This is a genomic window from Bradyrhizobium sp. USDA 241 (assembly GCF_049739505.1).
Classification (GTDB): domain Bacteria; phylum Pseudomonadota; class Alphaproteobacteria; order Rhizobiales; family Xanthobacteraceae; genus Bradyrhizobium; species Bradyrhizobium liaoningense.
Map to the genome: position 1 here is coordinate 2215143 of NZ_JBMGPZ010000005.1, position 20176 is coordinate 2235318.

The window sequence follows — 20176 nt, forward strand, 5'->3', positions numbered from 1 at the left end:
CGTTCGCGGTTGAAGGTGATGGGGTGGCTTCGCAACCGAATCCTACGCCGCATCAGCGCTTTACACCACGCTCGCCAGCCCTCAGGCGCACTCTTACGAATAAGACGGGCTAAAGCAGCGACACCAAGCCGCCGCCGTGGCGTTCGAGGCGCCCGGCGAGTTCGAGCTCCAATAGCACCGTGCGCACGATCGCAGGCGAGGCGCCGGACATCCGCACGAGATCATCGATCGAGATTGGGGCTGGGCCGAGCAGGTTGGTGATCTGATCGCGGTCATGCCCCTGCGGATCGCTCTCGAACGGCTCGCTGTCGGGCTCGCCTGCGGGGTGCATCAGCGGCCGCTCCATGATCGGTTGAACCGCGTTGACGATGTCGGCGGCCTCAGTGACGAGCGTCGCGCCCTGCTTGATCAAATGTAAACGGTACGAGAGGCCCACGGAGCCACGGACTTGGTGCGGACGGCCTACGCACCGCGCTTGAAGCGTATAGGCATCCAGAACTGCCGGAGGGCCTCGACGGTTGCTGGAATGTTGCGCCAGGCGTTTTGGATGATGGGCTGCGTTCCCAGCGTGCGCCGGGCCGGGGGTAGCAAGGGTCGACCGGCGTCGTCGATGCAATGGACCAAGATCGGCCGCAGCATAAGGTGTTCGGTTCCATTCGGGGGGAGAAGCCGCGACCAGACGAGAAGCCGAAGCTTCATGACGGCGTAGAAGCCCATGCACCAGGGCTGCGGGTCGACTTCGCCGTCCGGTGATCGCACGAACAGCGGCTCGAAGCTCTCCGGTCTCGTCGACAGCGTCTCGCTGATAGCGTTGTGGCGCATCAGCGTGGCGGCGATTGCCGAGAACTCCTCGGTGTCGTGATTGAAGGCGTCGGGATCTACGCCGAGGAGCGGGCACACCCATTCCTCGGACGCCATCGAGACCGGCCCGGCGACGACCGCGGCCACCGCGCCATCGAGCATGGAGAGCGACGTCGCCCGCGGATGCCGAAGCGTCGGCGACCTGGCGCGCTTGCTGATCCATTGCCCGAGCCGTTCGAACGACATGGCATAGTCCGCCATCGTCGTCTTGCGTGCTTTTCGCGTTCCCCGCCCTTGCTTCGGCTTCGTCATGCCACGGCCCGCTTTTCGGCTTCGCGTGCGGCCTTCCAGTTCCAGGCCAGAAGTTCGTGAAGCTGGTTGGTCTTCGTGGCGCCGCTCACCATGCGATCGAGAACGTCGACGAGATACGCCTCGGGGTCGAGGCCATTCAATTTCGCTGTGTTAAGAAGCGAAGCGAGTATCGCCCAGGTCTCGCCCCCGCCTTCGTCACCACTGAACAACGAGTTCTTTTTTCCGATCGCAATTGGCCTGATCGATCGTTCGACCGTGTTGGTGTCCGGCTCGAGCCGCCCGTCATCCAGGAACGTCGTCAGGCCCTGCCAGCGTTCGAGCATGTAGTCGATCGCCTTGATGAGCGTCGAGCGGCGGGAGATCCCGTCCTTCACCGCGATCAGACGGGCCCTCAACGCCTCCATCAGCGGCTTCGTCTCGGCCTGTCGCGTCGCGCGGCGTTCCCCAGCATCGAGACCGCGGATCCTCTCCTCGATCGCGTAGACGGCCGCAATGCGCTCGATGACCTCCGCGGCGAAGGGTGAGTTCGTCGTCTTGTGCACCCTCACGAAGTTGCGGCGCGCGTGAACGAGACAATACGCCAGCTGGATCTGGCCCGACATCATCGCATCGCCCGCCAGCGAGGCGTAGGCGGCATAGCCGTCGACTTGCAGCACGCCTTCGAAGCCGGCTAACTGCGCCACGATCTCCTTTTTGCCGCGACCACCTGCGAACACGTAGGCGACCGCCGGCGGCGCCGGCCCCTTCCACGCCCGATCGTCCGTCGCGTGCGCCCAGAACTGGCAGATCCTCGTGCGGCCGCGTCCCGGATCGAGCACTGGCATCGGCGTCTCGTCGCAGAACAGCCGCTCGAAGCCGTGCATAGTCTTCAGTTGCAGATCGTAGAGGCCCCTGACCAGCCACGCCGCGCTCCCCATCCAGCGCGCCAGCGTCTGACGGTCGACGACGACACCCTGACCCGCCAGGATCTGCGTCTGGCGATAGAGCGTCGATTGCCAGGCATATTTGGCCGCGGCGATATGCGCGATCAGCGCCGTCGTTGCCATGCCGCCCTCGACGAGCCGCGCCGGTGCCGGGGCCTGGACAATCGGGCCCTCACAGGAGCGGCAGGCGTATTTTGGACGGATCGTGCGGAGCACGCGCAGCCACGCGGGAACCCGATCGAGCGCTTCGCTGCTCTCCTCGCCGATCCGATGCATCTGACCCGTGCAGCACGGGCACAGCGTGGACGCCGGCTCGATCACCCGCTCGACCCGAGGCAGATGCGCCGGCAGCGCGCCGATGTTGCGCTTCGCTTTGCGCCGCTCCGGCCGCGGCGCGTCCGGTTTGTCGTCATTGGCCGGGAGCTGTGAGCCGGCGGTCCGTTCCAGATCAAACGCGATCTGTTCGGCGCAGACGATCGCCGCGCGCTCCGATCGTGCGCCGAAGATCAGGCTCTTCAACGTGGCGATCTCTGCGCGCAGATCATCGTTCTCGCCTTCGAAAGCCAGCACCATCTCGGCAAGAGCCGCAGGGTCAGAGGGGAGATCTTCGGGGCGAAGCGCCATATCGCAGAGCTACACGAACGCACTCGCAATCGCCAGCAAAACAAGACGCTTCAGGCAACCTTCGTCGGCCGCTTCGTCACCTTCGGGACCACACGCGACCACTCCGCAAGACCTTCAATCAGCATCGCCAGTTGCGCCCCCGTCACCGGCATCGTACCCTCGCGAACAGGTGGCCAGGCAAAGCCCCCATTCTCCAGCCACTTCGTCGCTAGAACCATTCCCGAGCCGTCAAAAACCAGTAGCTTCAAACGATCCGATCGCTTCGATCGGAAGACATAAACGTCACCGCTGTAGGGCTTGCCGCCTAATCCCTCCGCTACCAGCGCGACAAGGCCATGAACGCCTTTACGAAAGTCAATCGGCTGCGTCGCGACGAACACACGGACCATTGGACCGAAAGAGATCATCGCGTCGATCTCACCGCCGCCAGCACGCGCTCCAGCGTCGCGGCGTCGACGCCGACGGGCACGCGCACCGTCGCGCCCGCGATCATCACCTCGATCCGCTCGGCCGGATCCGTCAGAACATGCGCCTTATCGATCGCGTTCGGCTGCGCCTCGACGGCGGCCTGGAGCCTGACTTGCACGAACTGCGGCGCTTCGCTCGACGCGAGCCGCGCCTGGCGCCGCCACACACTGAGCAGTCCCCGGTTCACCCCGTTGCGTCGAGCCACCTCGGAAATGCTCGTCTCCGGATCGGCACTCTCGGCCACGATCCGCGCCTTCTCCGCATCGCTCCAACTGCGCCGTCGCCTCTCCCCTGTGATCACCTCGATCCGCTGATAGGAGGCGGCATCATGCCCGTCTTGATGTCTGTCTTGATGCATGGAACGAGCGTCCCTCGCGTTGTCAAATCCACGCGCGAGTCTCGCTCATCCCGTCCACCTAAACGAGGTGGGGTCGTCGTACCGCTATCGATCAAATCGTTGGCGCCGGCCGCGCGCGGATCGAGCGGCGAGCCGGGCACCGCGAATACCTCGCGGCCCTGTTCGGCCGCCATGCGCGCGGTGATCAGCGAGCCCGAGCGGTGCGCAGCTTCCACCACGACTACGCCGAGCGAGGCGCCGGAGATCAGGCGGTTGCGGCGGGGGAAGTCGCGGGCGCGCGGCTCGTGGCCGAGCGGCATCTCGGAGATCGCAGCGCCCGCGTGACCGAGGATCGCGGCGAGCAGATCGCCATGCTCGGGTGGATAGATGCAATCATGCCCGCCGGCCAGCACCGCGATCGTGCCGTTCTCGATGCTTGCGCGATACGCAGCCTGATCGACGCCGCGGGCGAGGCCCGAGATGACGACAAAGCCGGCGTCGCCGAGCTCGCGCGCGAGCTGGCCGGCGAATTTCAAGCCGGCGCCGGAGGCGTTGCGCGAGCCGACGATGGCGATCATCGGCCGCGTCAAGGTTTTCGTGTCGCCGCGTACGGCGAGCAGCGGCGGTGCGTCGTCGATCATCGCCAGCCGCGCCGGATAGCCGTCCTCGCCGGGCGCCAGCCAGGCGATGCCGAACTTGCGGCTCGCGGCAAGCTCGGCCTTCGCCTCATCCGCGCTGCAGATACGCCCCGAGCGTGCCGCGCCGCCGCGGCGGGCGAGATCGGGCAGCCGCTCCAGCGCTAGCCGCGCGGTGCCGAAATGATCGACCAGCGACCGGAAGGTGCGCGGCCCGACATTGTCGGAGCGGATCAGCCGCAGGCGGTCGATCCGCTCAGGCTCGGTCAGCTCCACGCTCGGATTGATGGCGTCCACGGTGTCTCCTTGCAGGGGCAGCATGGAACAACCTGAGGGCGTCGCGCAACAGTCACCTGCGCTTGCGCGACCTTGCTGCGATGCTAAAAGCGATCCCAATAAGAAGGATTTTGCCATGATCTCACTTGCCGACCTCCAGCGCCGCATCGAAGCGGGGGAGATTTCGCCTGACGCCGCCATCGCGCAATCGCATGCGGCGATCGAGGCCAGGGAGAAGGACGTCCACGCCTTCGTCCGCCACGACAAGTCGGCGAAGGCGCAAGGCTCCGGGCCGCTGCGCGGCATCGCAGTCGGCATCAAGGACATCATCGATACTGCTAATATGCCGACCGAGATGGGTTCGGAGATCTATCGCGGCTGGCAGCCGCGCGCTGACGCGCCTGTGGTGATGATGCTGAAGCGGGCAGGGGCGACCATCATCGGCAAGACCACCACGACCGCGTTCGCCTCGCGCGATCCGACGCCGACACTCAATCCGCACAATACGGGTCATTCGCCGGGCGGCTCCTCCGCGGGCTCGGCGGCGGCCGTCGGCGCCGGCATGATCCCGCTGGCGCTGGGCACCCAGACCGGCGGCTCGGTGATCCGGCCTGCCGCCTATTGCGGGACTGCCGCCATCAAGCCGTCGTTCCGGATGCTGCCGACGGTCGGTGTGAAGTGCTACTCGTGGGCGCTCGACACCGTCGGCCTGTTCGGTGCGCGCGCTGAGGATCTCGGGCGCGGATTGTTGGCGATGACGGGCCGCACCGAATTTTCGGGCATCGCCCCGGCGAAGTCGCCCCGCATCGGCGTCGTCAGGCAGGAGTTTGCCGGCGCGGTTGAGCCGGCGGCCGAAGAGGGGCTGCTGGCCGCGATCAAGGCGGCCGAGCGCGCCGGTGCCAGCGTAAAGGCCATCGATCTGCCCGAGGCGGTGCAGGAAGCCTGGCGCATCCATCCCATCATCCAGGATTTCGAGGCACATCGCGCGCTGGCCTGGGAGTTTTCGGAACGTCATGACGAGATCGCGCCGATGCTGCGCGCCAGTCTCGATGCGACGGTCGGGCTGACGCCGAAGGAATATGACGAGGCGCGCCGGATCAGCCGTCGCGGCCGCCGCGAGCTCGGCGAGCTGTTCGAGGGTGTCGACGTGCTCTTGACCTATTCGGCGCCGGGCGCGGCGCCGGCCAAGGAGCTCGCGAGCACTGGCGATCCCCGCTACAACCGGCTCTGGACGCTGATGGGCAATCCTTGCGTCAACGTGCCTGTCCTGAAGTTCGGCGGCCTGCTGATCGGCGTGCAGGTGATCGCCCGCTTCGGCAACGATCCGCTCGCGCTTGCGACGGCCTGGTTTCTGGAGGACGCGCTGGCGAAATCAGGCTAGCGCAGGTTCGGAAGGAGCTAAGGCCTGAACGGGCGCAGAGGGCGCTGCGCCGGCCCGTGCATCTTGCCCGAGCCAGCGCTCGGCGGCCTCGCGACCGCTCCGGTGCAGCAGGCGAATGAAGCCGCGGCCGAGATCGGTCGATGAGCGCTGCGCCAGGCCGTCAACGGAGTCTTCTGCCGCGATCCTGGTGAGGCGCAGCGACGCTGTGGCGCACGACTGCGCCCATTCGATCGCCGCGATCTCGGCATTGAGGGCGGCGTTGGCCGCGATCTGGTCGAGCCTGCGGTCGATTGCGGCGAGCGTGATCGGCACATATCCGTCGCGCGTCGGCGTGACCTGGACGAGCAGGACGTCGGACGTCGTCGTTTGCTGTGCCAGCCGCAGCAGCGGCGGATTGCCGCCGAAGCCACCGTCCCAATAGGCCTCGCCGTCGATCTCGACGGCGCAGTGAACCAGCGGCGGACAGGTCGAGGCCAGCGCGACGTCCGCGGTGATGGCGTCGTTGGCGAAGATCTGCTGCTGCCCGTCGCGGATCCGCGTCGCCGCGATCAGCAGCTTCGGACATACTGCGTCGCGCAAGATCGAAAAGTTGATGTCGCGCGACAGCGCCTGCCGCAGCGGATCGAGATCGAACGGATCGAACTGCCCGGAGCGCAGCGTCGGGCCGAACGCGACCGAGCTTCCCGCCGGCGAAAAGCCGCCGACCAGCATCAGCGAGCGGAACGAGGCCTCGTGCATCAGCCGGACCCAGAACCGGTTTAGCCGGCTGCGGGCGCCTTCACGGCCGCCTTCGGCAAGGCCGCAGGCGAGCAGCAGCGCATTGATGGCGCCGGCGCTGGCACCGCTGACGGTGTCGATCGCGATGTCAGGCTCTTCCAGCAGCCGCTCCAGCACGCCCCAGGTGAAGGCGGCAAAGGTGCCGCCGCCCTGGAGCGCCAGCGAGAGTCTTCGCGGCGGCCATTGGCCGGAACGCGCCTGCGGGAGCGCGACCGGTGCAGCCCTGGTGACCACGACGTCGCGCGGAGCGTCTACTTGCGCGGCGGGCTCAGGCTGCGGCATTTGCGCCGAAACGGGCGCGGGGGCGGGCGGCGGCGCATCGGACCAGATATTGGTCGCCGAGAGCAGCCGGCTTGCCGCGCTGCCGGAAGCACCCAGTGAACCGCCCCCGTTATGCGCGCCGACAATCATCTGGCTCATTCTGAGCAACCGCGTAACACCGTTTCCTGTGTCAGGATGACAGGCATGGAACCCGTTCGCTACTGTCTGCACCGAGCGGTGCGGAAGTTGCGAACAGGATTTGGCGTATAATGCGGAAGGTGTACGGCGATATCCGGACTTTTTCCGGCTTCAGATTCTTGTTTGACGCGTTTTCTTGACGCGAACCGGCATCCACTTCGCTCGAAAACGCTTCAGGCCTTTTCGCCGATCCGGCTTTCCTTGCCGGTTTGCAGGCGCCTGATGTTCTCGCGATGCGCGTAGAACAAGAGCAGCGTCAGCACCGCCGTCAGCGCCGACAATGCGAGGTGGCCGAACCACCACAGGAACATCGGCGTAATGAACGCCGCCACCAGCGCGGAGAGCGAGGAATAGCGGGTGGTGAAGGCGGTCGCCAGCCACAGCACGCAGAACACGATGGCGCCCGGCCAGAACAGGCCAAGCAGGACGCCGATATAGACGGCGACGCCCTTGCCGCCCTTGAACTTGAGCCAGACCGGGAAGAGGTGGCCGAGGAAGGCGCCGAGCCCGGCCACCATGGCGGCATTGGGGCCCGCGATGTAACCGGCGATCACGACGGCCACGGTGCCCTTGAGCGCGTCGAACAGCAGGGTGCCCGCGGCAAGGCTCTTGCGTCCCGTGCGCAGCACATTGGTGGCGCCGATGCTGCCGGAGCCGATCGAGCGGATATCCTGCGTACCCGCGAGCTTGGTCAGGACCAGCCCGAACGGAATCGAGCCGAGGAGATAGCCGATGACGAAGGCCACCGGCAAAAAAGCTTCAAGCCCCATGACGGCAGCTCCAAAGGCAGGATTCGCGTGTCGAACGATCGCGTATGTCAGACATGCTCGTAGACCGTCCGGCCGCCGACAATGGTGCGCACCACGCGGCCTGTAAAGCGGGCCTCGTCGAACGGGGTGTTCTTGCAGGGTGATTTGAGGTCGGCGGGATCGACCACCCAGGGCGTATCGGGATCGATCACGATGACGTCGGCGGGGCTGCCGGCGCGCAGGGTTCCGCCGGGCAGCCCGAGCAGCTCGGCCGGACGGGTCGACATCGCCCGGATCAGCGTCTTCAGCTCCAGTTCGCCATTATGCACCAGCCGCAGACCGGCCGGCAGCATGGTCTCGAGCCCGACGGCGCCGGGCGCGGCTTCGGCGAAGGGCAGGCGCTTGACCTCGACGTCCTGCGGATTGTGGTCGGACATGATGACGTCGAGGAGGCCGGAGGCGATCGCCGCCACCAGCGCGCGGCGGTCGTCCTCGGTCCGCAGCGGCGGCGACAGCTTCAGGAAGGATCGATAGGGGCCGATGTCGTTCTCGTTCAGCGCCAGATGGTTGATCGAGACCGAGGCGCTGACGGCGAGCCCGGCGTCGCGGGCGCGCTGGAGGATGTCGAGGGAGTCGATGCAGGTGAGCGAGGCCGCGTGGTAGCGCCCGCCGGTGAGCGCGACGAGGCGCAGGTCGCGCTCCAGCATCACGGCTTCGGCGGCATTGGGGATGCCCATCAGGCCGAGCCGGGTCGCGAACTCGCCCTCGTTCATCACGCCTTCGCCGACGAGATCAGGGTCCTCGGTGTGGTGCACGATCAGCGCGTCGAAGTCGCGGGCGTAGGTCAGCGCGCGGCGCATGACCAGGGCGTTGGTCACGCTCTTGTCGCCGTCGCTGAAGGCAACCGCGCCGGCCGCCTTCAGGAGGCCGAACTCGGTCATCTCCTCGCCGTGCATGCCCTTGGTCAGCGCCGCCATCGGCTGGATGTTGACGATCGCGGTGTCGCGGGCGCGGCGCATGACGAAGTCGACGGTTGCCGAATTGTCGATGACGGGAGAGGTGGCCGGCTGGCAGATGATGGTGGTGATGCCGCCCGTCGCGGCGGCCTGGCTCGCGGAGGCAAAGGTCTCGCGATGGCTGAGGCCGGGCTCGCCGACGAAGGCGCGCATGTCGATCAGGCCCGGCGCCACGATCTTGCCGGAGCAGTTGACGATGTCGGTGCCCTCGGGGACGCCGGCCGCGCCGATGCCGCGGCGCGTCTCGCGGATGGTGCCGTCCGCAATGAGAACGTCGCCGATGCCGTCGAAATCCCGGGAGGGATCGACGACGCGGGCATTGGCGAGCAGGATGGGGCGGCGATCGGTCAGCATCGGCATCACGCGTTGGGCAGGTTGCGGGCGAGCGCTTCCAGCACGGCCATGCGCACGGCGACGCCCATTTCCACCTGTTCGCGGATCAGGGACTGGGCGCCGTCGGCCACGATCGAGTCGATCTCCACGCCGCGGTTCATTGGACCCGGATGCATCACGAGAGCATCCGGCTTGGCGTAGGCGAGCTTCTTCTGGTCGAGCCCGAAATAATGGAAATATTCCGATGATGAGGGCACGAAGGAGCCGTTCATGCGCTCGCGCTGCAGCCGCAGCATCATGACGATGTCGGCGCCTTCCAGGCCCTCGCGCATGTCGCGCATGACCTCGACGCCCATCCGCTCGATGCCGGTTGGCAGCAGCGTGGAGGGGCCGACGACGCGGACGCGGGCGCCCATGGTGTTGAGCAGGATGATGTTGGAGCGGGCGACGCGCGAATGCAGCACGTCGCCGCAGATCGCGACCACGAGGCCTTCGATCCGGCCCTTGTTGCGGCGGATGGTGAGCGCGTCGAGCAGCGCTTGCGTCGGATGCTCGTGCGCGCCGTCGCCGGCATTGATCACGGAACCGTCAACCTTGCGCGCCAGCAGTTCCACCGCGCCGGAGGCGTGGTGGCGCACCACCAGGATGTCCGGGTGCATCGCGTTCAGCGTCACGGCGGTGTCGATCAGGGTCTCGCCCTTGCGGATCGAGGAGGATGATACCGACATGTTCATGACGTCGGCGCCGAGCCGCTTGCCCGCGAGTTCGAACGAGGACTGGGTCCGGGTGGACGCCTCGAAGAAGAGGTTCACCTGCGTCCGTCCACGCAGGACGGTGCGCTTCTTGTCAACCTGGCGGTTGACCTCGACATATTCTTCGGACAGGTCGAGGAGGCCGCTGATGTCGGCCGCGGAAAGGCCCTCGATGCCCAGCAAATGCCGGTGGCCGAGGACGAAGGTCGATTTCGATGTCATTAAAAGCAGAGCTATAGGGGCGGATGGCGGGGGGAGCAAGGGGCAAAGGCGAGGATGGGAGTTATCCCCTGATCTGTCGATGCGGGCGGCGCGACGTCATCCTCTCCGTCATGCCCGGGCTTGTCCCGGGCATCCACGTTCTTCTATCGCATTTGACGCAAAAGAACGTGGATGGCCGGGACAAGCCCGGCCATGACGGTCGGAGGCCATAGCGTGAGATCACTTCTGATTGCGACTGTCGTGATGGCTATCGTTTCGCCTTCCCACGCCCAATCTCTCCCCGGCGGCTTCGTGTACCTGCGCGACATAGATCCCAGCATCATCCAGGACATCCGCTACGCCACATCGAACAATTTCGTCGGCCGTCCGCTCGCCGGCTACGGCGCCGGCGAATGCGTGGTGAAGCGCGAGGTGGGGCTGCGGCTGAAGGCGGTCCAGCAGGAACTGGCCGCGCAGAACCTGTCGCTGAAAATGTTCGACTGCTACCGGCCGGCGCGGGCCTCGCTCGACATGGTGAAATGGTCGCAGAACGGTCATGAGACCGCGGCCGAGCGGCGCTACAACCCGAACATTCCGAAGACCGAGCTGTTCCGCCTCGGCTACATTGCGAGCCGCTCGCAGCATTCCACGGGCGCAGCGCTCGATCTCACGCTGGTCGATCTCAAGGCCGACAATTCGGGCAGCTACGACCCGTCGAAGACCTATGCCGACTGCACGGCACCGGTCGCGATGCGCGCGCCGGAGGGCAGCGTCGACATGGGCACAGGCTACGACTGTACCGACGCGAAGGGGCATACCGCTGTAACGTCGATCAATCCGGAGCAACGCACCTGGCGCAAGCGGCTGGTCGCTGCGATGGCCAGGCAAGGCTTTGTGAACTATTCGAAGGAGTGGTGGCATTTTTCCCTGCCGGGGGCGGGCGGGGCGGCCTATGATTTCCCGATCCAGCCGCGCCGGAACTGATCACGCGCCGAGAAAACCTGATGACCCAGCCGAGCTTTGCGACCCACGAGGTCTTCAACCAGTCGCCGCCGTTCGAGGACGTCGACCTGTTCGCGGTGGACCTGCCGCTGGTCGAAGCGGTCAAGGCCAATGGCGGGGCCAAGGCGGAGCGGGAGCTGTCGGAGTTCGGCAAGCAATGGGGCTCGGCCGCGATGGCCGATCGCGGGCGCCTCGCGAACGAGAACACGCCGAAGCTGCGCACCTTCGACGCCAAGGGCAATCGCCGCGACCAGGTCGAGTTTCATCCGGCCTATCACGAGCTGATGGCGCACAGTGCGCATGCGGGCGTGCACAATTCGACCTGGACGGCAGATGGAAGACCCGCTGGCGATGCCGCCGAGGTCATTCGTGCCGCCAAATTCTACATCGCCGCGCAAGTCGAGACCGGCCACCTCTGTCCGATCACGATGACGCGCGCCTCCGTCGGCGCGCTGGCGATGCAGCCTGACTTGCTGGCGCGCGTGATGCCGGTGCTGTCGACGAGGAGCTACGATCCCACCTTTGCGCCGTGGTGGCAGAAGCGCGGCATGACGCTCGGCATGGGCATGACCGAGAAGCAGGGCGGCACCGACGTGCGCGCCAACATGACGCGGGCCGTGCGCGACGGGGACGGCTATCGCATCACCGGTCACAAATGGTTCATGTCGGCGCCGATGTGCGATGCGTTCCTGGTGCTGGCGCAGGCAGATGGCGGGCTGACCTGCTTCTTCATGCCGCGCTTCGCGCCGGACGGCTCGGTCAACGCCATCCAGTTCCAGCGGCTGAAGGACAAGCTCGGCAATCGCTCCAACGCCTCGTCCGAGGTCGAGTTCGTCGGCGCTTATGCGCAAGCGGTCGGCGAGGAGGGCAAGGGCATCCGCACCATCATCCAGATGGTGCAGCTGACGCGGCAGGATTGCGCGATCGCCTCCGTCGGCCTGATGCGCTCGGGGCTCGCACATGCGCTGCATCACGCGCGGCACCGCAGCGTGTTCCAGAAGCATCTTGCCGATCAGCCCCTGATGCAGGCCGTGCTGTCGGACATGGCGCTGCATGTCGAGGCCAGCACGGCCCTGGTGATGCGGCTCTGCCGCGCCTTCGACCGCACGCCGCACGATGCGGCGGAAGCGGCCTATATGCGACTGCTGACGCCCGCGATCAAATACTGGACCTGCAAGAGCGCGCCGCCTTTCCTCTACGAGGCGATGGAGTGCCTCGGTGGCAACGGCTATGTCGAGGACGGCATCCTTGCGCGCCACTATCGCGAGTCGCCGGTCAACGCGATCTGGGAAGGCTCGGGCAACGTCATGTGCCTCGACGTGCTCCGCGCGCTCTCGCGCGAGCCGGAGGCGGCGATGGCGGTGCTGCAGGCGCTGGCGGCTGAGACCAAGGGCCTGCCGGGGGCTGGTGAGGCGGCCACCTTCATCGGCCAGACCTTCCGTCGCGCCGACGGCGAGCGCGTCGCGCGCCTTGCCGTCGAGAAGCTGGCGCTGCTTGCCGCCGCCGCGGCGCTCAACGGCGTGTCGCCGCACAATGCCGAATTGTTCGCGAGCACGCGTCTCGCGGCCAATCACGCCAGCATGTATGGCGCGGTGGAGTTGGGCGGCCCCGATGTGCATGAACTGCTGGCGAGGGCGCTGCCGTGATTGTTGATCCCGTCATTCCGGGGCGGTCCGAAGGACCGGACCCGGAATCTCGAGATTCCGGGTTCGATGCTGCGCATCGCCCCGGAATGACGGTGAATTTCTAACGAAAGCCTCCTAATGGACTCCCTCAATCCCGATCATCCGCCGCTGACCGAGACGCCGGCGACGCCACGCGTCTGGAAGTTCTGGGGCACGGCGCTGTGGGGCCTCTTCATCTTCGCCGCGATGTTCGTCGGACAGATCGGCGCCGTCGTTCTGCTGGCGGTGGAGCGCGGTCTTCCGATGGACCTCCCTTCGCTCCAGCTCATCGGCCGCGAGCCCCAGACGCTTGCGCTGTCGGTCATCATGGGCCTGCCGGCGACGCTGGCCGCGGTTTGGCTCGCCATTCGCATCAAGAAGGCGTCCTTCGTCGATTATCTCGCGCTGCATTGGCCGTCCTGGAAGCAGCTGCTGTTCGGCGCCGTCGGCCTCATCCTGATCGTGCTGGTGTGGGAGACGATGTCGCGCGCGCTGGGGCGCGAGGCGACGCCGGGCTTCATGACCGATCTGTTGAAATCGGGACGCGACAAGGGCGCTGCCCTGTTGCTCCTGTTCGCCTTCAGCGTGGCCGCGCCCATGTCGGAAGAGATTCTGGCGCGAGGCTTCCTCTATCGCGGCTGGTCGGCGAGCTTCCTGCGCGTGCCCGGCGCGATCCTGCTGTCGTCGCTGATCTGGACGGTCGTGCACCTGCAATACGACCTGTACTTCCTTACCGAAGTCCTCGCCATCGGCCTGTGGTTCGGCTACATGCGCTATCGCTCCGGCTCGCTCTGGCTCACCATCGTGCTCCACGCGCTGAACAATTTGACCGCGGTGGTGCTGACGATGTGGGTGGGGAGCTGAAGCATGATCCGGAAAAGTGCGCAGCGGTTTTCCGAAAAGATCATGCTTAAACTACAACCTAAAGGGCGATGACGATTCATCCTAGTCGCATCGCGCTTTCGGTCTCATACTTCGTCATCGCGAGCCAACGGGTCCGCGCGACGCGCGGCCCGATGACAGGCTCCGCGAAGCAATCCAGAATCTTAGGCTAGCGCGATCGCGATCGGCATCGTGATTGCCGCCAGGATCGTTTGCAGCGTGATGATCTGCGCCAGCAACGGCGCGTCGCCGCCCATCTGGCGCGCCAGCACATAGGCGCTGGGCGAGGTCGGCACGGCCGCGCAGATCGCGACGATTGCGAGGCTGTTGCCGGTGATGCCGAACCAGGCCGCGAGCCCCAGCGCGAGCGCAGGCATCAGCACCAGCTTCAGGCCGACGCCGATGGCTGCGCCCAGGCTGGGGCGCAACAGCCCCTTCAGATGCAGGCCCGCGCCGGTGACGAGCAGGCCGATGGCGAGCGAGGATCGGCTCAGCGCGTCCGCCACCTCGTGCCAGATTTTTGGCAGCGGCAGGTGCATCAGATTGACGGCAAGGCCGATCGCGCAGGCCCAGATCAGGGGATTGCGGATCACGGTCATGGCGATGGCGCGCGGGGATCGCTTCTCCTGTGCGGCGTAGTGCGCAAGCACGGCGACGCTGAACACGTTGACCAGCGGGATGATCGCGACCATGGCCACGGAGGCGAGCGCCAGCCCGAGATCGCCGAACATGTTGGCGGCGATCGACAGCGCAACGAAGGTCTGCCAGCGCGTTGCGCCCTGGAAGATCGAGGTGAAGGCGGGGCCATCGATGCCGAGCCGCGACAGCGCCGGCCGCAGCGCGAGACAGAGCAGCGACATCGCGAGCGCCGACAGCAGCAGCGCGCCGCCGACGCCGGCGACCGGCACCCTGGAGAGGTCGGCCTTGACCAGGGTCTGGATCAGCAGCATCGGAAACAGCACGAAATAGGTCAGCTGCTCCAGCCCGTGCCATTGCGTGTCGAGACGCATCAGGCTGTGCCTCAGCACGACGCCGAGCACGATGAGGATGAAGACCGGCAGCAGCGCCGCGACCACGACCGGCATGGATCAGTCCGTCCCCGGCGCCGCGCGCAGATTTGCCAGACGGTCGAGCGCGCCCTGCAGGATGAAGATCGCGGCATGCTCGTCGATCACCTCGGCGCGCTTGGCGCGGCTGACGTCCATGCCGATCAGCTCGCGCTCGACCGCCGCAGTCGAGAGGCGCTCGTCCCAGAGGCCGATGGGCAGCTGAGTCAGTCCGGCGAGATTGCGGGCGAAGGCGCGGGTGGATTGCGCGCGCGGGCCCTCGCTGCCGTCCATGTTGATGGGCAGGCCGAGCACGAAGCCGACCACCTTGCGCTCGGCCGCGATCGCGAGCAGCCGGGCGGCGTCCTGCTTGAACGCCTTGCGGGCGATGGTCTCGACGCCGGTCGCCAGCCGACGATCGGGGTCGGACACGGCAACGCCGATGGTCTTGGTGCCGAGATCGAGCCCGACCAGCGCGCCGCGTTGGGGCCAGTGGGTTGCAGCATCGACGAGGGGCAGGATAAGAGCCGGCATGGCGTAGCGCATATCACGCGTCATGCAGCGGAGTGAACCCGGAACATGGACGTGCTGACATTATTCGGCCTGTTCGCCGTCACGGCGATGCTGGTCACCTACGCGCTGGAGGATCGCAGCCACTGGTTCGTGCTGCTGTTCGCCGCATCCTGCGCGCTCGGCTCGGTCTACGGTTTTCTCCAGGGCGCCTGGCCGTTCGGACTGGTCGAGGCGATCTGGTCCGTCGTGGCGCTGCGGCGGTGGCACCTGAAGACGACAGCAAGAAGCGTGTGAGAATGGCCACGCACAAATGCAACGATCATTTGTGGCGAATCTCACACGGGCGACGTTGCAGGCCATGGCATGATGTCGCGTCCTCGGCAGCGCATGTCGATTGACGCTCTGGTTGCTGAGCGATAGAAATATAGGTCTAAGGTAGTGTGGGGCGCATGCCCCGATTTTTAGAACGATCGGCAGCGACCGGCAGTCCGATCCGCGCTGCAGCCTTGGCGCAGATTTTCAGGCGCCGACCACGTCAAATACTCGCCCTATATTTTGAGAGGTCATGATGCTCATCAAGCCAAGCCTGATCGCGGGCTCAGAAAGGCGATTCAAGCAGGCCGAGTTCTCACCCGATGCCTTGAACCGAAAATTGGGTGACGGCCCGATCGAGATGACCGTCGAAAAGATGCGCCAGCGCCAGCGTCAGCTTCTGGCCGAGACGCACGACATGCAAGCGGTCGAGATCGGCCTGGAGCGGATCATCCAGGGCAATGATCTCGACAGCATCAATTATCTCGCCAAGGGGACCGCCGCCGCGCGCTCGGTCTGCCGTATTCAGCTCAAGGATCTCAAGTCGAATCTGCTCGGCTATGGCTCCGGCTTTCTGATCGGGCCCGGCCTGCTGCTGACGAACCATCATGTCTTCGGCCGGCCGACCGACGCAGCCCATTCGATCGCCGATTTCAACTACGAATTGGACGTTTCGGGACAGGAGCGTGTGCCGGTGCGGTTCGGCTTCGAACCGGGCAGATTCTTCTACACCAATGACCGGCTGGATTTCTCGGTCGTTGCGGTGGCGCCGACTTCGCTGTCGGGCCACGAGGAACTCGAGGATTGGGGATGGCTGCCGCTCAGTGGCGCGCCCGGCAAGGCGGATCCGGGGGAGTATCTCACCATCGTGCAGCATCCCAGCGGGCAGATGAAGCAGGTCTGCGTCCGCGAGAACAAGCTGCTCAAATATGTCGGCGACTTCCTCTGGTACAATACCGACACGACGGCCGGATCGTCGGGCTCGCCGGCGTTCAACCGCTTCTGGCAGGTGGTCGCGCTGCACCACAGCGGCGTTCCCCGGAAGAATGCGCAGGGTCGCACCCTGACCAAGGACGGCAAGGTGTGGAAGCCGTCGATGGACGAATCCCTGATCGACTGGATCGCCAACGAAGGCATCCGGATCAGCGCGATCGTCGCCGATCTCAAGGTGGCCGTCGGCTCTCACCCTCTGGTCAGGCCGGTGCTGGACGAGATGGACCCGCCAAGCCGGCACGAAATCGAGCGAGCCTTGCGGCCACCGGTTGACGCAACTCCTTATGGTGCCAATGTCTGGGTCGAGCAATCCGTCGACGGCACGTCTCTGGTGGTCCCGATCCGCGTTCCGCTTCCGATGTTCAGGAAGGAGATTCCTCTCGCTCCAGCGGCGCCGCTACCGAGCCCGGCGGGAGGTCATGGCAATGGCTGGACGCCGAACGGCGGCACGGACGGCGGCACGCGCAACGGCGGCACGCCATTGATTGCTCCGCCGACCGGCCTGTTGCCTCACATCAGTGCGAGGAACGGCCTGCCGATGGAGGCCGTTCATATCGATCAGAGCACGCTGAAATCGCGTCCCGGATACAAGGCGAATTTTCTGGGTACCGGCAAGTTCTCGGTCCCGTTGCCGAAGATTCCGGCCGCGCTCAAGTCCAGGATCGCGATGCTCAAGGGCCGCTCCAGGCAGTTCGAGCTGAAATATTTCAACTACAGCGTCGTCATGAACAAGGAGCGCGGGCTCGCCTTCTTCAGCTGCGTCAATATCGACGGCGGCAAGCAGCAGGACGTCGGGAGGCGTGAAGGTGATTCCTGGCTGCGCGATCCGCGCATCGACGAGGATGCCCAGATCGGCGACGAGTTCTACCGCAAGCAGGCCACTTTCGAGGCGGATCGCAGCAAGAATCCGTTCGACCGCGGTCATCTGGTGCGCCGCCTCGATGCGACCTGGGGCGACACCGTCGCCGCGGCCAAGCAGCATGGCGACGATTCCTTCCATTTCACCAACTGCTCGCCGCAGTTCTTCTCGTTCAACCAGGGCAAGCAGCTCTGGGCGGGATTGGAAGACTATACGCGCGATGTCCTGCTCGAAGGTGAGGAGAAGGGCATCGTCATGAACGGCCCGGTGTTCGATGGGCCGGATGCCCAGGAATCCGATCTGCCCAATCCGGCCGGCCGGCCGCACAAGGATCCGAGCTTCGGCGGCGTTCAAATTCCGAAGTATTTCTGGAAGATACTGATCCGCCGCAACGACGATGACGACGCTCTCAAGGCGGCGGCATTCCTGATGAGCCAGCGAAAACAGGTGATGGAGATCGACCGAATCCAGGAGGCGGATCTGCTCGAGCGGATGTCCGAGGAGGATGTCAGCGTCTTCCAGGTCTCGATCGCGGACCTGACGAAACTGACCAAGCTCGACTTCGGCAATCTCGCCGACGCGGATTCGCACGAGGCGACCTCGGTCGGCCCGCGGCGGATCGAATCCTATGAGGACATCCGAATCTAGGACCCAGGTTCTTGGAGTGGGGACCGACGCGGCTTTCGGGTGAGGGGAGCGGTGTGCTCTGTCGAGACACTGACGGCCCTCACCCGGAGCGCTTGCGATGCGGGCCGCGCGTCAGCGGATCGCGATCGGGTTGATCATCGCCTGCACGCCGCCGGTCCAGCGCGGCTGTCCCAGCACGAACAGGAATTCATAGCCCTTGTCGCGGGCCAGCGCGGCGGTATCCATGTTTTCGAGGATATAGGTCCCGTTCATCGCGAGCAGGATCTGGTGCACCTCGAACACGTTCTTGGATTCGAACGGCAGCACCTCGAGCCCCCAGGTGTCGGCACCGACCGCGACGACACCCTTGCCAGTCAGATATTTTGCGCCCTCGACGCCGAGGCCGGGTTCGCCGGCCGAATAGCGCTTGTCGTCCTTGCCGATCAGGCTGAGCCAGCCGGTGTGGAAGATGACGACGTCGCCCTGGCGGATCTCGACGTTCTGCTGCTTGGCAGCTTCCTCGATCTCCTTGACGTTGAAGGCGGTGCCTTCCTTCACCACGTCGGTTTTGAAATAGGCGGCCATGTCGAGCAGGACGCCGCGGGTGACCATCGGCGGCACCTTCTCGATGCCGAGCTTCTTCAGACCGTTGGGATCGGCGAAGTCGGCGAGCTTGTTGCCGTTGTAATAGACGTGCTCGACGCCGAGATGGCCGAGCCCGTCGAGCTGGCTGCCGATGCCGACCCAGGTGTCGAGGATGTCATCGTTATAGGTGGCCTTGTTCGGACCAAGCCCAGGGCTGCCGGCTTGTCCCGGCTGCACCACCGTGATCTTGTAGGTGCGCGGCGGATAGGCGGGCGTCTGCGACGTGACGGGAATGCCGAGGGCGTAGGTCTTGCCGGTCTTCACCAGCGATGCCGCCTTCACCACGAGCTCGGGCGTCATGTAGTTGGCGGCGCCGATCTCGTCGTTCGGCCCCCATTTCGATTTGGTCCAGTCCTGTGCGCTTGCAGTTCCTGATATCGCCGACAACACAGCGACACAGCACAACACGAGCGTATTGCGCATCGATAGTCCTCCCGATGTTCTTGCCGATGTTTGGCTTCGTTATGGTTTTGCGCTGGCCAGTCAGTCATCCTAACGTAGAATGATCGCGGGCTTCAAAGCTTTTGATGTGCTGCGTTGCCGCGGAAGGCAGCGTGGAAAGCGATGGATTTGTGACGAATTTCGTGGAGTGGAACGCTGCGTCGCGTCAGGCCGCGATGACGTCGTCGTCCTTCTTCAGGCGGTCGGCAAAACTGCTCAGCGCGCTGGTTTGATGGCCCGCGCGGCGGTGGATGAACAGTGTCTCGACGCGCGCGTGTGCCGGGCTCAGAGCGTGGATCGCGATGCTGCCGTTCATCGCGCTGCGCTCGACGACCGCGCGCGGCAGCAACGTTACGCCCATGTCGGCGGCGACGCAGCCGATCATGCCGTCGAGCGTGCCGAGCTCGAAGCGCGCGGCCGACGGCCAGCCGAACTCGACGAACACTTGTTCGAGCCGCTGGCGGTAGGTGCAGCCGGTGCGGAAAACCAGCGCTGTCGGCCCGGACTCCGGCGTTCCTGCGCGCAGCTCGGCCATCGAGGCCCAGCGCCGTGCGCTGACCAGCACCAGCTCCTCGCGGAAGGCGCTCGTCGCGATGAGATCGGCATGCGTGATGGGACCCGCAACGAAGGCGCCATCGAGCGAGCCTTCAAGCACGCCGGTGACGAGGTCGGCCGTCGGCGCGGTACGCAAGGAAAGGCGCACGGCGGGGAAGCGGCGGTGGAAGTCGGCGAGCAGCGGCGGCAGGCGCACGGCCGCCGTCGTCTCCATCGATCCGATCGCGAGCGGTCCTTTCGGCGCGCCATCGTCACGTGCGGCAAGCAAGGCTTCGCGCGAGAGCGCCGCCATTCTTTGTGCGTAGGGGAGAAGGCGCTTGCCGGCACCCGTCAGCGTCATGCCGCGGCTGTGGCGCTCGAACAGCGCCGTGCCGATCTCCGCCTCCAGCGCCTTCACGCGCTGGGTGACGTTCGACTGCACCGTGTTGAGCTCTTCGGCGGCGCGGGTGATGCCGCCCGTGCGGGCGACGGCGGCGAAGGTCTGGAGATCGCTGAGTTCCATGGCATCGTTTCGCTTTCGAGATGGCAGCGTTCACAACAATTCATTTCTGGAGAATGCTAGTCGCGCCTAGTCTCACTGTCCAGATCGGGGA

At 65.7% G+C, this 20176-nt stretch carries 19 protein-coding genes and 1 pseudogene; 6 read left to right on the forward strand and 14 right to left on the reverse strand.

Annotated elements, in window-relative coordinates:
• Positions 1-109: 109 nt before the first annotated feature.
• The 6 genes and pseudogenes from ABIF91_RS32440 to dprA all read right to left on the reverse strand — a co-directional run.
• Positions 110-412 (reverse strand): annotated as a pseudogene (locus ABIF91_RS32440) (DNA-processing protein DprA); the annotation flags it as partial.
• A gap of 50 nt (positions 413-462) precedes the next feature.
• Positions 463-1113, reverse strand: coding sequence for a UPF0149 family protein (locus tag ABIF91_RS32445; RefSeq protein WP_063712394.1), 651 nt, complete (start codon positions 1111-1113; stop codon positions 463-465).
• Positions 1110-2660 carry an IS66 family transposase gene (gene tnpC, locus ABIF91_RS32450; RefSeq protein ID WP_035681142.1) on the reverse strand — a complete coding sequence of 517 codons (1551 nt, stop codon included), beginning with the start codon at positions 2658-2660 and terminating at the stop codon, positions 1110-1112. The genes ABIF91_RS32445 and tnpC overlap by 4 nt, the downstream gene beginning before the upstream one ends.
• A 50-nt stretch (positions 2661-2710) precedes the next feature.
• Positions 2711-3067, reverse strand: coding sequence for an IS66 family insertion sequence element accessory protein TnpB (gene tnpB, locus ABIF91_RS32455; RefSeq protein WP_018273742.1), 357 nt, complete (start codon positions 3065-3067; stop codon positions 2711-2713).
• Positions 3064-3486 (reverse strand): IS66-like element accessory protein TnpA, encoded by a 423-nt coding sequence (gene tnpA, locus ABIF91_RS32460; protein WP_424578819.1) that lies wholly within the window; start codon positions 3484-3486, stop codon positions 3064-3066. The genes tnpB and tnpA overlap by 4 nt, the downstream gene beginning before the upstream one ends.
• The gene (gene dprA / locus ABIF91_RS32465; RefSeq protein WP_424579839.1) at positions 3426-4421 is read right to left on the reverse strand and encodes a DNA-processing protein DprA; all 996 of its coding nucleotides are present in this window, start codon (positions 4419-4421) and stop codon (positions 3426-3428) included. The genes tnpA and dprA overlap by 61 nt, the downstream gene beginning before the upstream one ends.
• 91 nt (positions 4422-4512) lie before the next feature.
• On the opposite strand from dprA, the gene ABIF91_RS32470 reads away from it, so the two are divergent.
• Entirely contained in the window at positions 4513-5757 is a 1245-nt protein-coding gene (locus ABIF91_RS32470) for an amidase (RefSeq protein WP_424579603.1), read from the forward strand.
• Here ABIF91_RS32470 and ABIF91_RS32475 read toward each other — a convergent pair.
• The 4 genes from ABIF91_RS32475 to ABIF91_RS32490 form a co-directional block, all read right to left on the reverse strand.
• Positions 5749-6954: a patatin-like phospholipase family protein gene (locus ABIF91_RS32475; protein ID WP_028181362.1), complete on the reverse strand. Its 1206-nt coding sequence runs from the start codon at positions 6952-6954 to the stop codon at positions 5749-5751. The two genes, ABIF91_RS32470 and ABIF91_RS32475, sit on opposite strands and share 9 nt — an antisense overlap.
• A gap of 212 nt (positions 6955-7166) precedes the next feature.
• Positions 7167-7763, reverse strand: coding sequence for a glycerol-3-phosphate 1-O-acyltransferase PlsY (gene plsY, locus ABIF91_RS32480; RefSeq protein ID WP_028181361.1), 597 nt, complete (start codon positions 7761-7763; stop codon positions 7167-7169).
• A gap of 47 nt (positions 7764-7810) precedes the next feature.
• Positions 7811-9112 carry a dihydroorotase gene (locus tag ABIF91_RS32485; RefSeq protein ID WP_028181360.1) on the reverse strand — a complete coding sequence of 434 codons (1302 nt, stop codon included), beginning with the start codon at positions 9110-9112 and terminating at the stop codon, positions 7811-7813.
• A gap of 5 nt (positions 9113-9117) precedes the next feature.
• The gene (locus ABIF91_RS32490) at positions 9118-10065 is read right to left on the reverse strand and encodes an aspartate carbamoyltransferase catalytic subunit (protein ID WP_028181359.1); all 948 of its coding nucleotides are present in this window, start codon (positions 10063-10065) and stop codon (positions 9118-9120) included.
• Between the two features lie 243 nt (positions 10066-10308).
• Here ABIF91_RS32490 and ABIF91_RS32495 point away from each other — a divergent pair, with 243 nt between their 5' ends.
• The 3 genes from ABIF91_RS32495 (at position 10309) to ABIF91_RS32505 (ending at position 13574) form a co-directional block, all read left to right on the forward strand.
• Complete coding sequence (locus ABIF91_RS32495; protein ID WP_155252041.1) at positions 10309-11028, forward strand: M15 family metallopeptidase; 720 nt, start codon at positions 10309-10311, stop codon at positions 11026-11028.
• A 20-nt stretch (positions 11029-11048) separates the two neighbouring features.
• Positions 11049-12692: an isovaleryl-CoA dehydrogenase gene (locus ABIF91_RS32500; protein ID WP_028181357.1), complete on the forward strand. Its 1644-nt coding sequence runs from the start codon at positions 11049-11051 to the stop codon at positions 12690-12692.
• A 117-nt stretch (positions 12693-12809) separates the two neighbouring features.
• On the forward strand, positions 12810-13574 hold the full coding sequence (locus ABIF91_RS32505; protein WP_028181356.1) for a CPBP family intramembrane glutamic endopeptidase: 765 nt from the start codon (positions 12810-12812) through the stop codon (positions 13572-13574).
• Between the two features lie 182 nt (positions 13575-13756).
• Here the strand turns inward: ABIF91_RS32505 and ABIF91_RS32510 are convergent, their stop codons facing one another.
• Positions 13757-14677: an AEC family transporter gene (locus tag ABIF91_RS32510; RefSeq protein WP_028180846.1), complete on the reverse strand. Its 921-nt coding sequence runs from the start codon at positions 14675-14677 to the stop codon at positions 13757-13759.
• A gap of 3 nt (positions 14678-14680) precedes the next feature.
• Positions 14681-15172: a Holliday junction resolvase RuvX gene (gene ruvX / locus ABIF91_RS32515; protein WP_028180845.1), complete on the reverse strand. Its 492-nt coding sequence runs from the start codon at positions 15170-15172 to the stop codon at positions 14681-14683.
• Between the two features lie 45 nt (positions 15173-15217).
• On the opposite strand from ruvX, the gene ABIF91_RS32520 reads away from it, so the two are divergent.
• Entirely contained in the window at positions 15218-15445 is a 228-nt protein-coding gene (locus ABIF91_RS32520; protein WP_028180844.1) for a hypothetical protein, read from the forward strand.
• 271 nt (positions 15446-15716) lie between these two features.
• Complete coding sequence (locus tag ABIF91_RS32525; RefSeq protein WP_050994904.1) at positions 15717-17963, forward strand: DNA/RNA non-specific endonuclease; 2247 nt, start codon at positions 15717-15719, stop codon at positions 17961-17963.
• Positions 17964-18074: 111 nt separating this feature from the next.
• Here ABIF91_RS32525 and ABIF91_RS32530 read toward each other — a convergent pair whose 3' ends face one another.
• The gene (locus ABIF91_RS32530; protein WP_028180843.1) at positions 18075-19010 is read right to left on the reverse strand and encodes a cyclase family protein; all 936 of its coding nucleotides are present in this window, start codon (positions 19008-19010) and stop codon (positions 18075-18077) included.
• Between the two features lie 184 nt (positions 19011-19194).
• Positions 19195-20085, reverse strand: a complete 891-nt coding sequence (locus ABIF91_RS32535; RefSeq protein ID WP_028180842.1) for a LysR family transcriptional regulator — start codon at positions 20083-20085, stop codon at positions 19195-19197.
• Between the last annotated feature and the right edge of the window lie 91 nt (positions 20086-20176).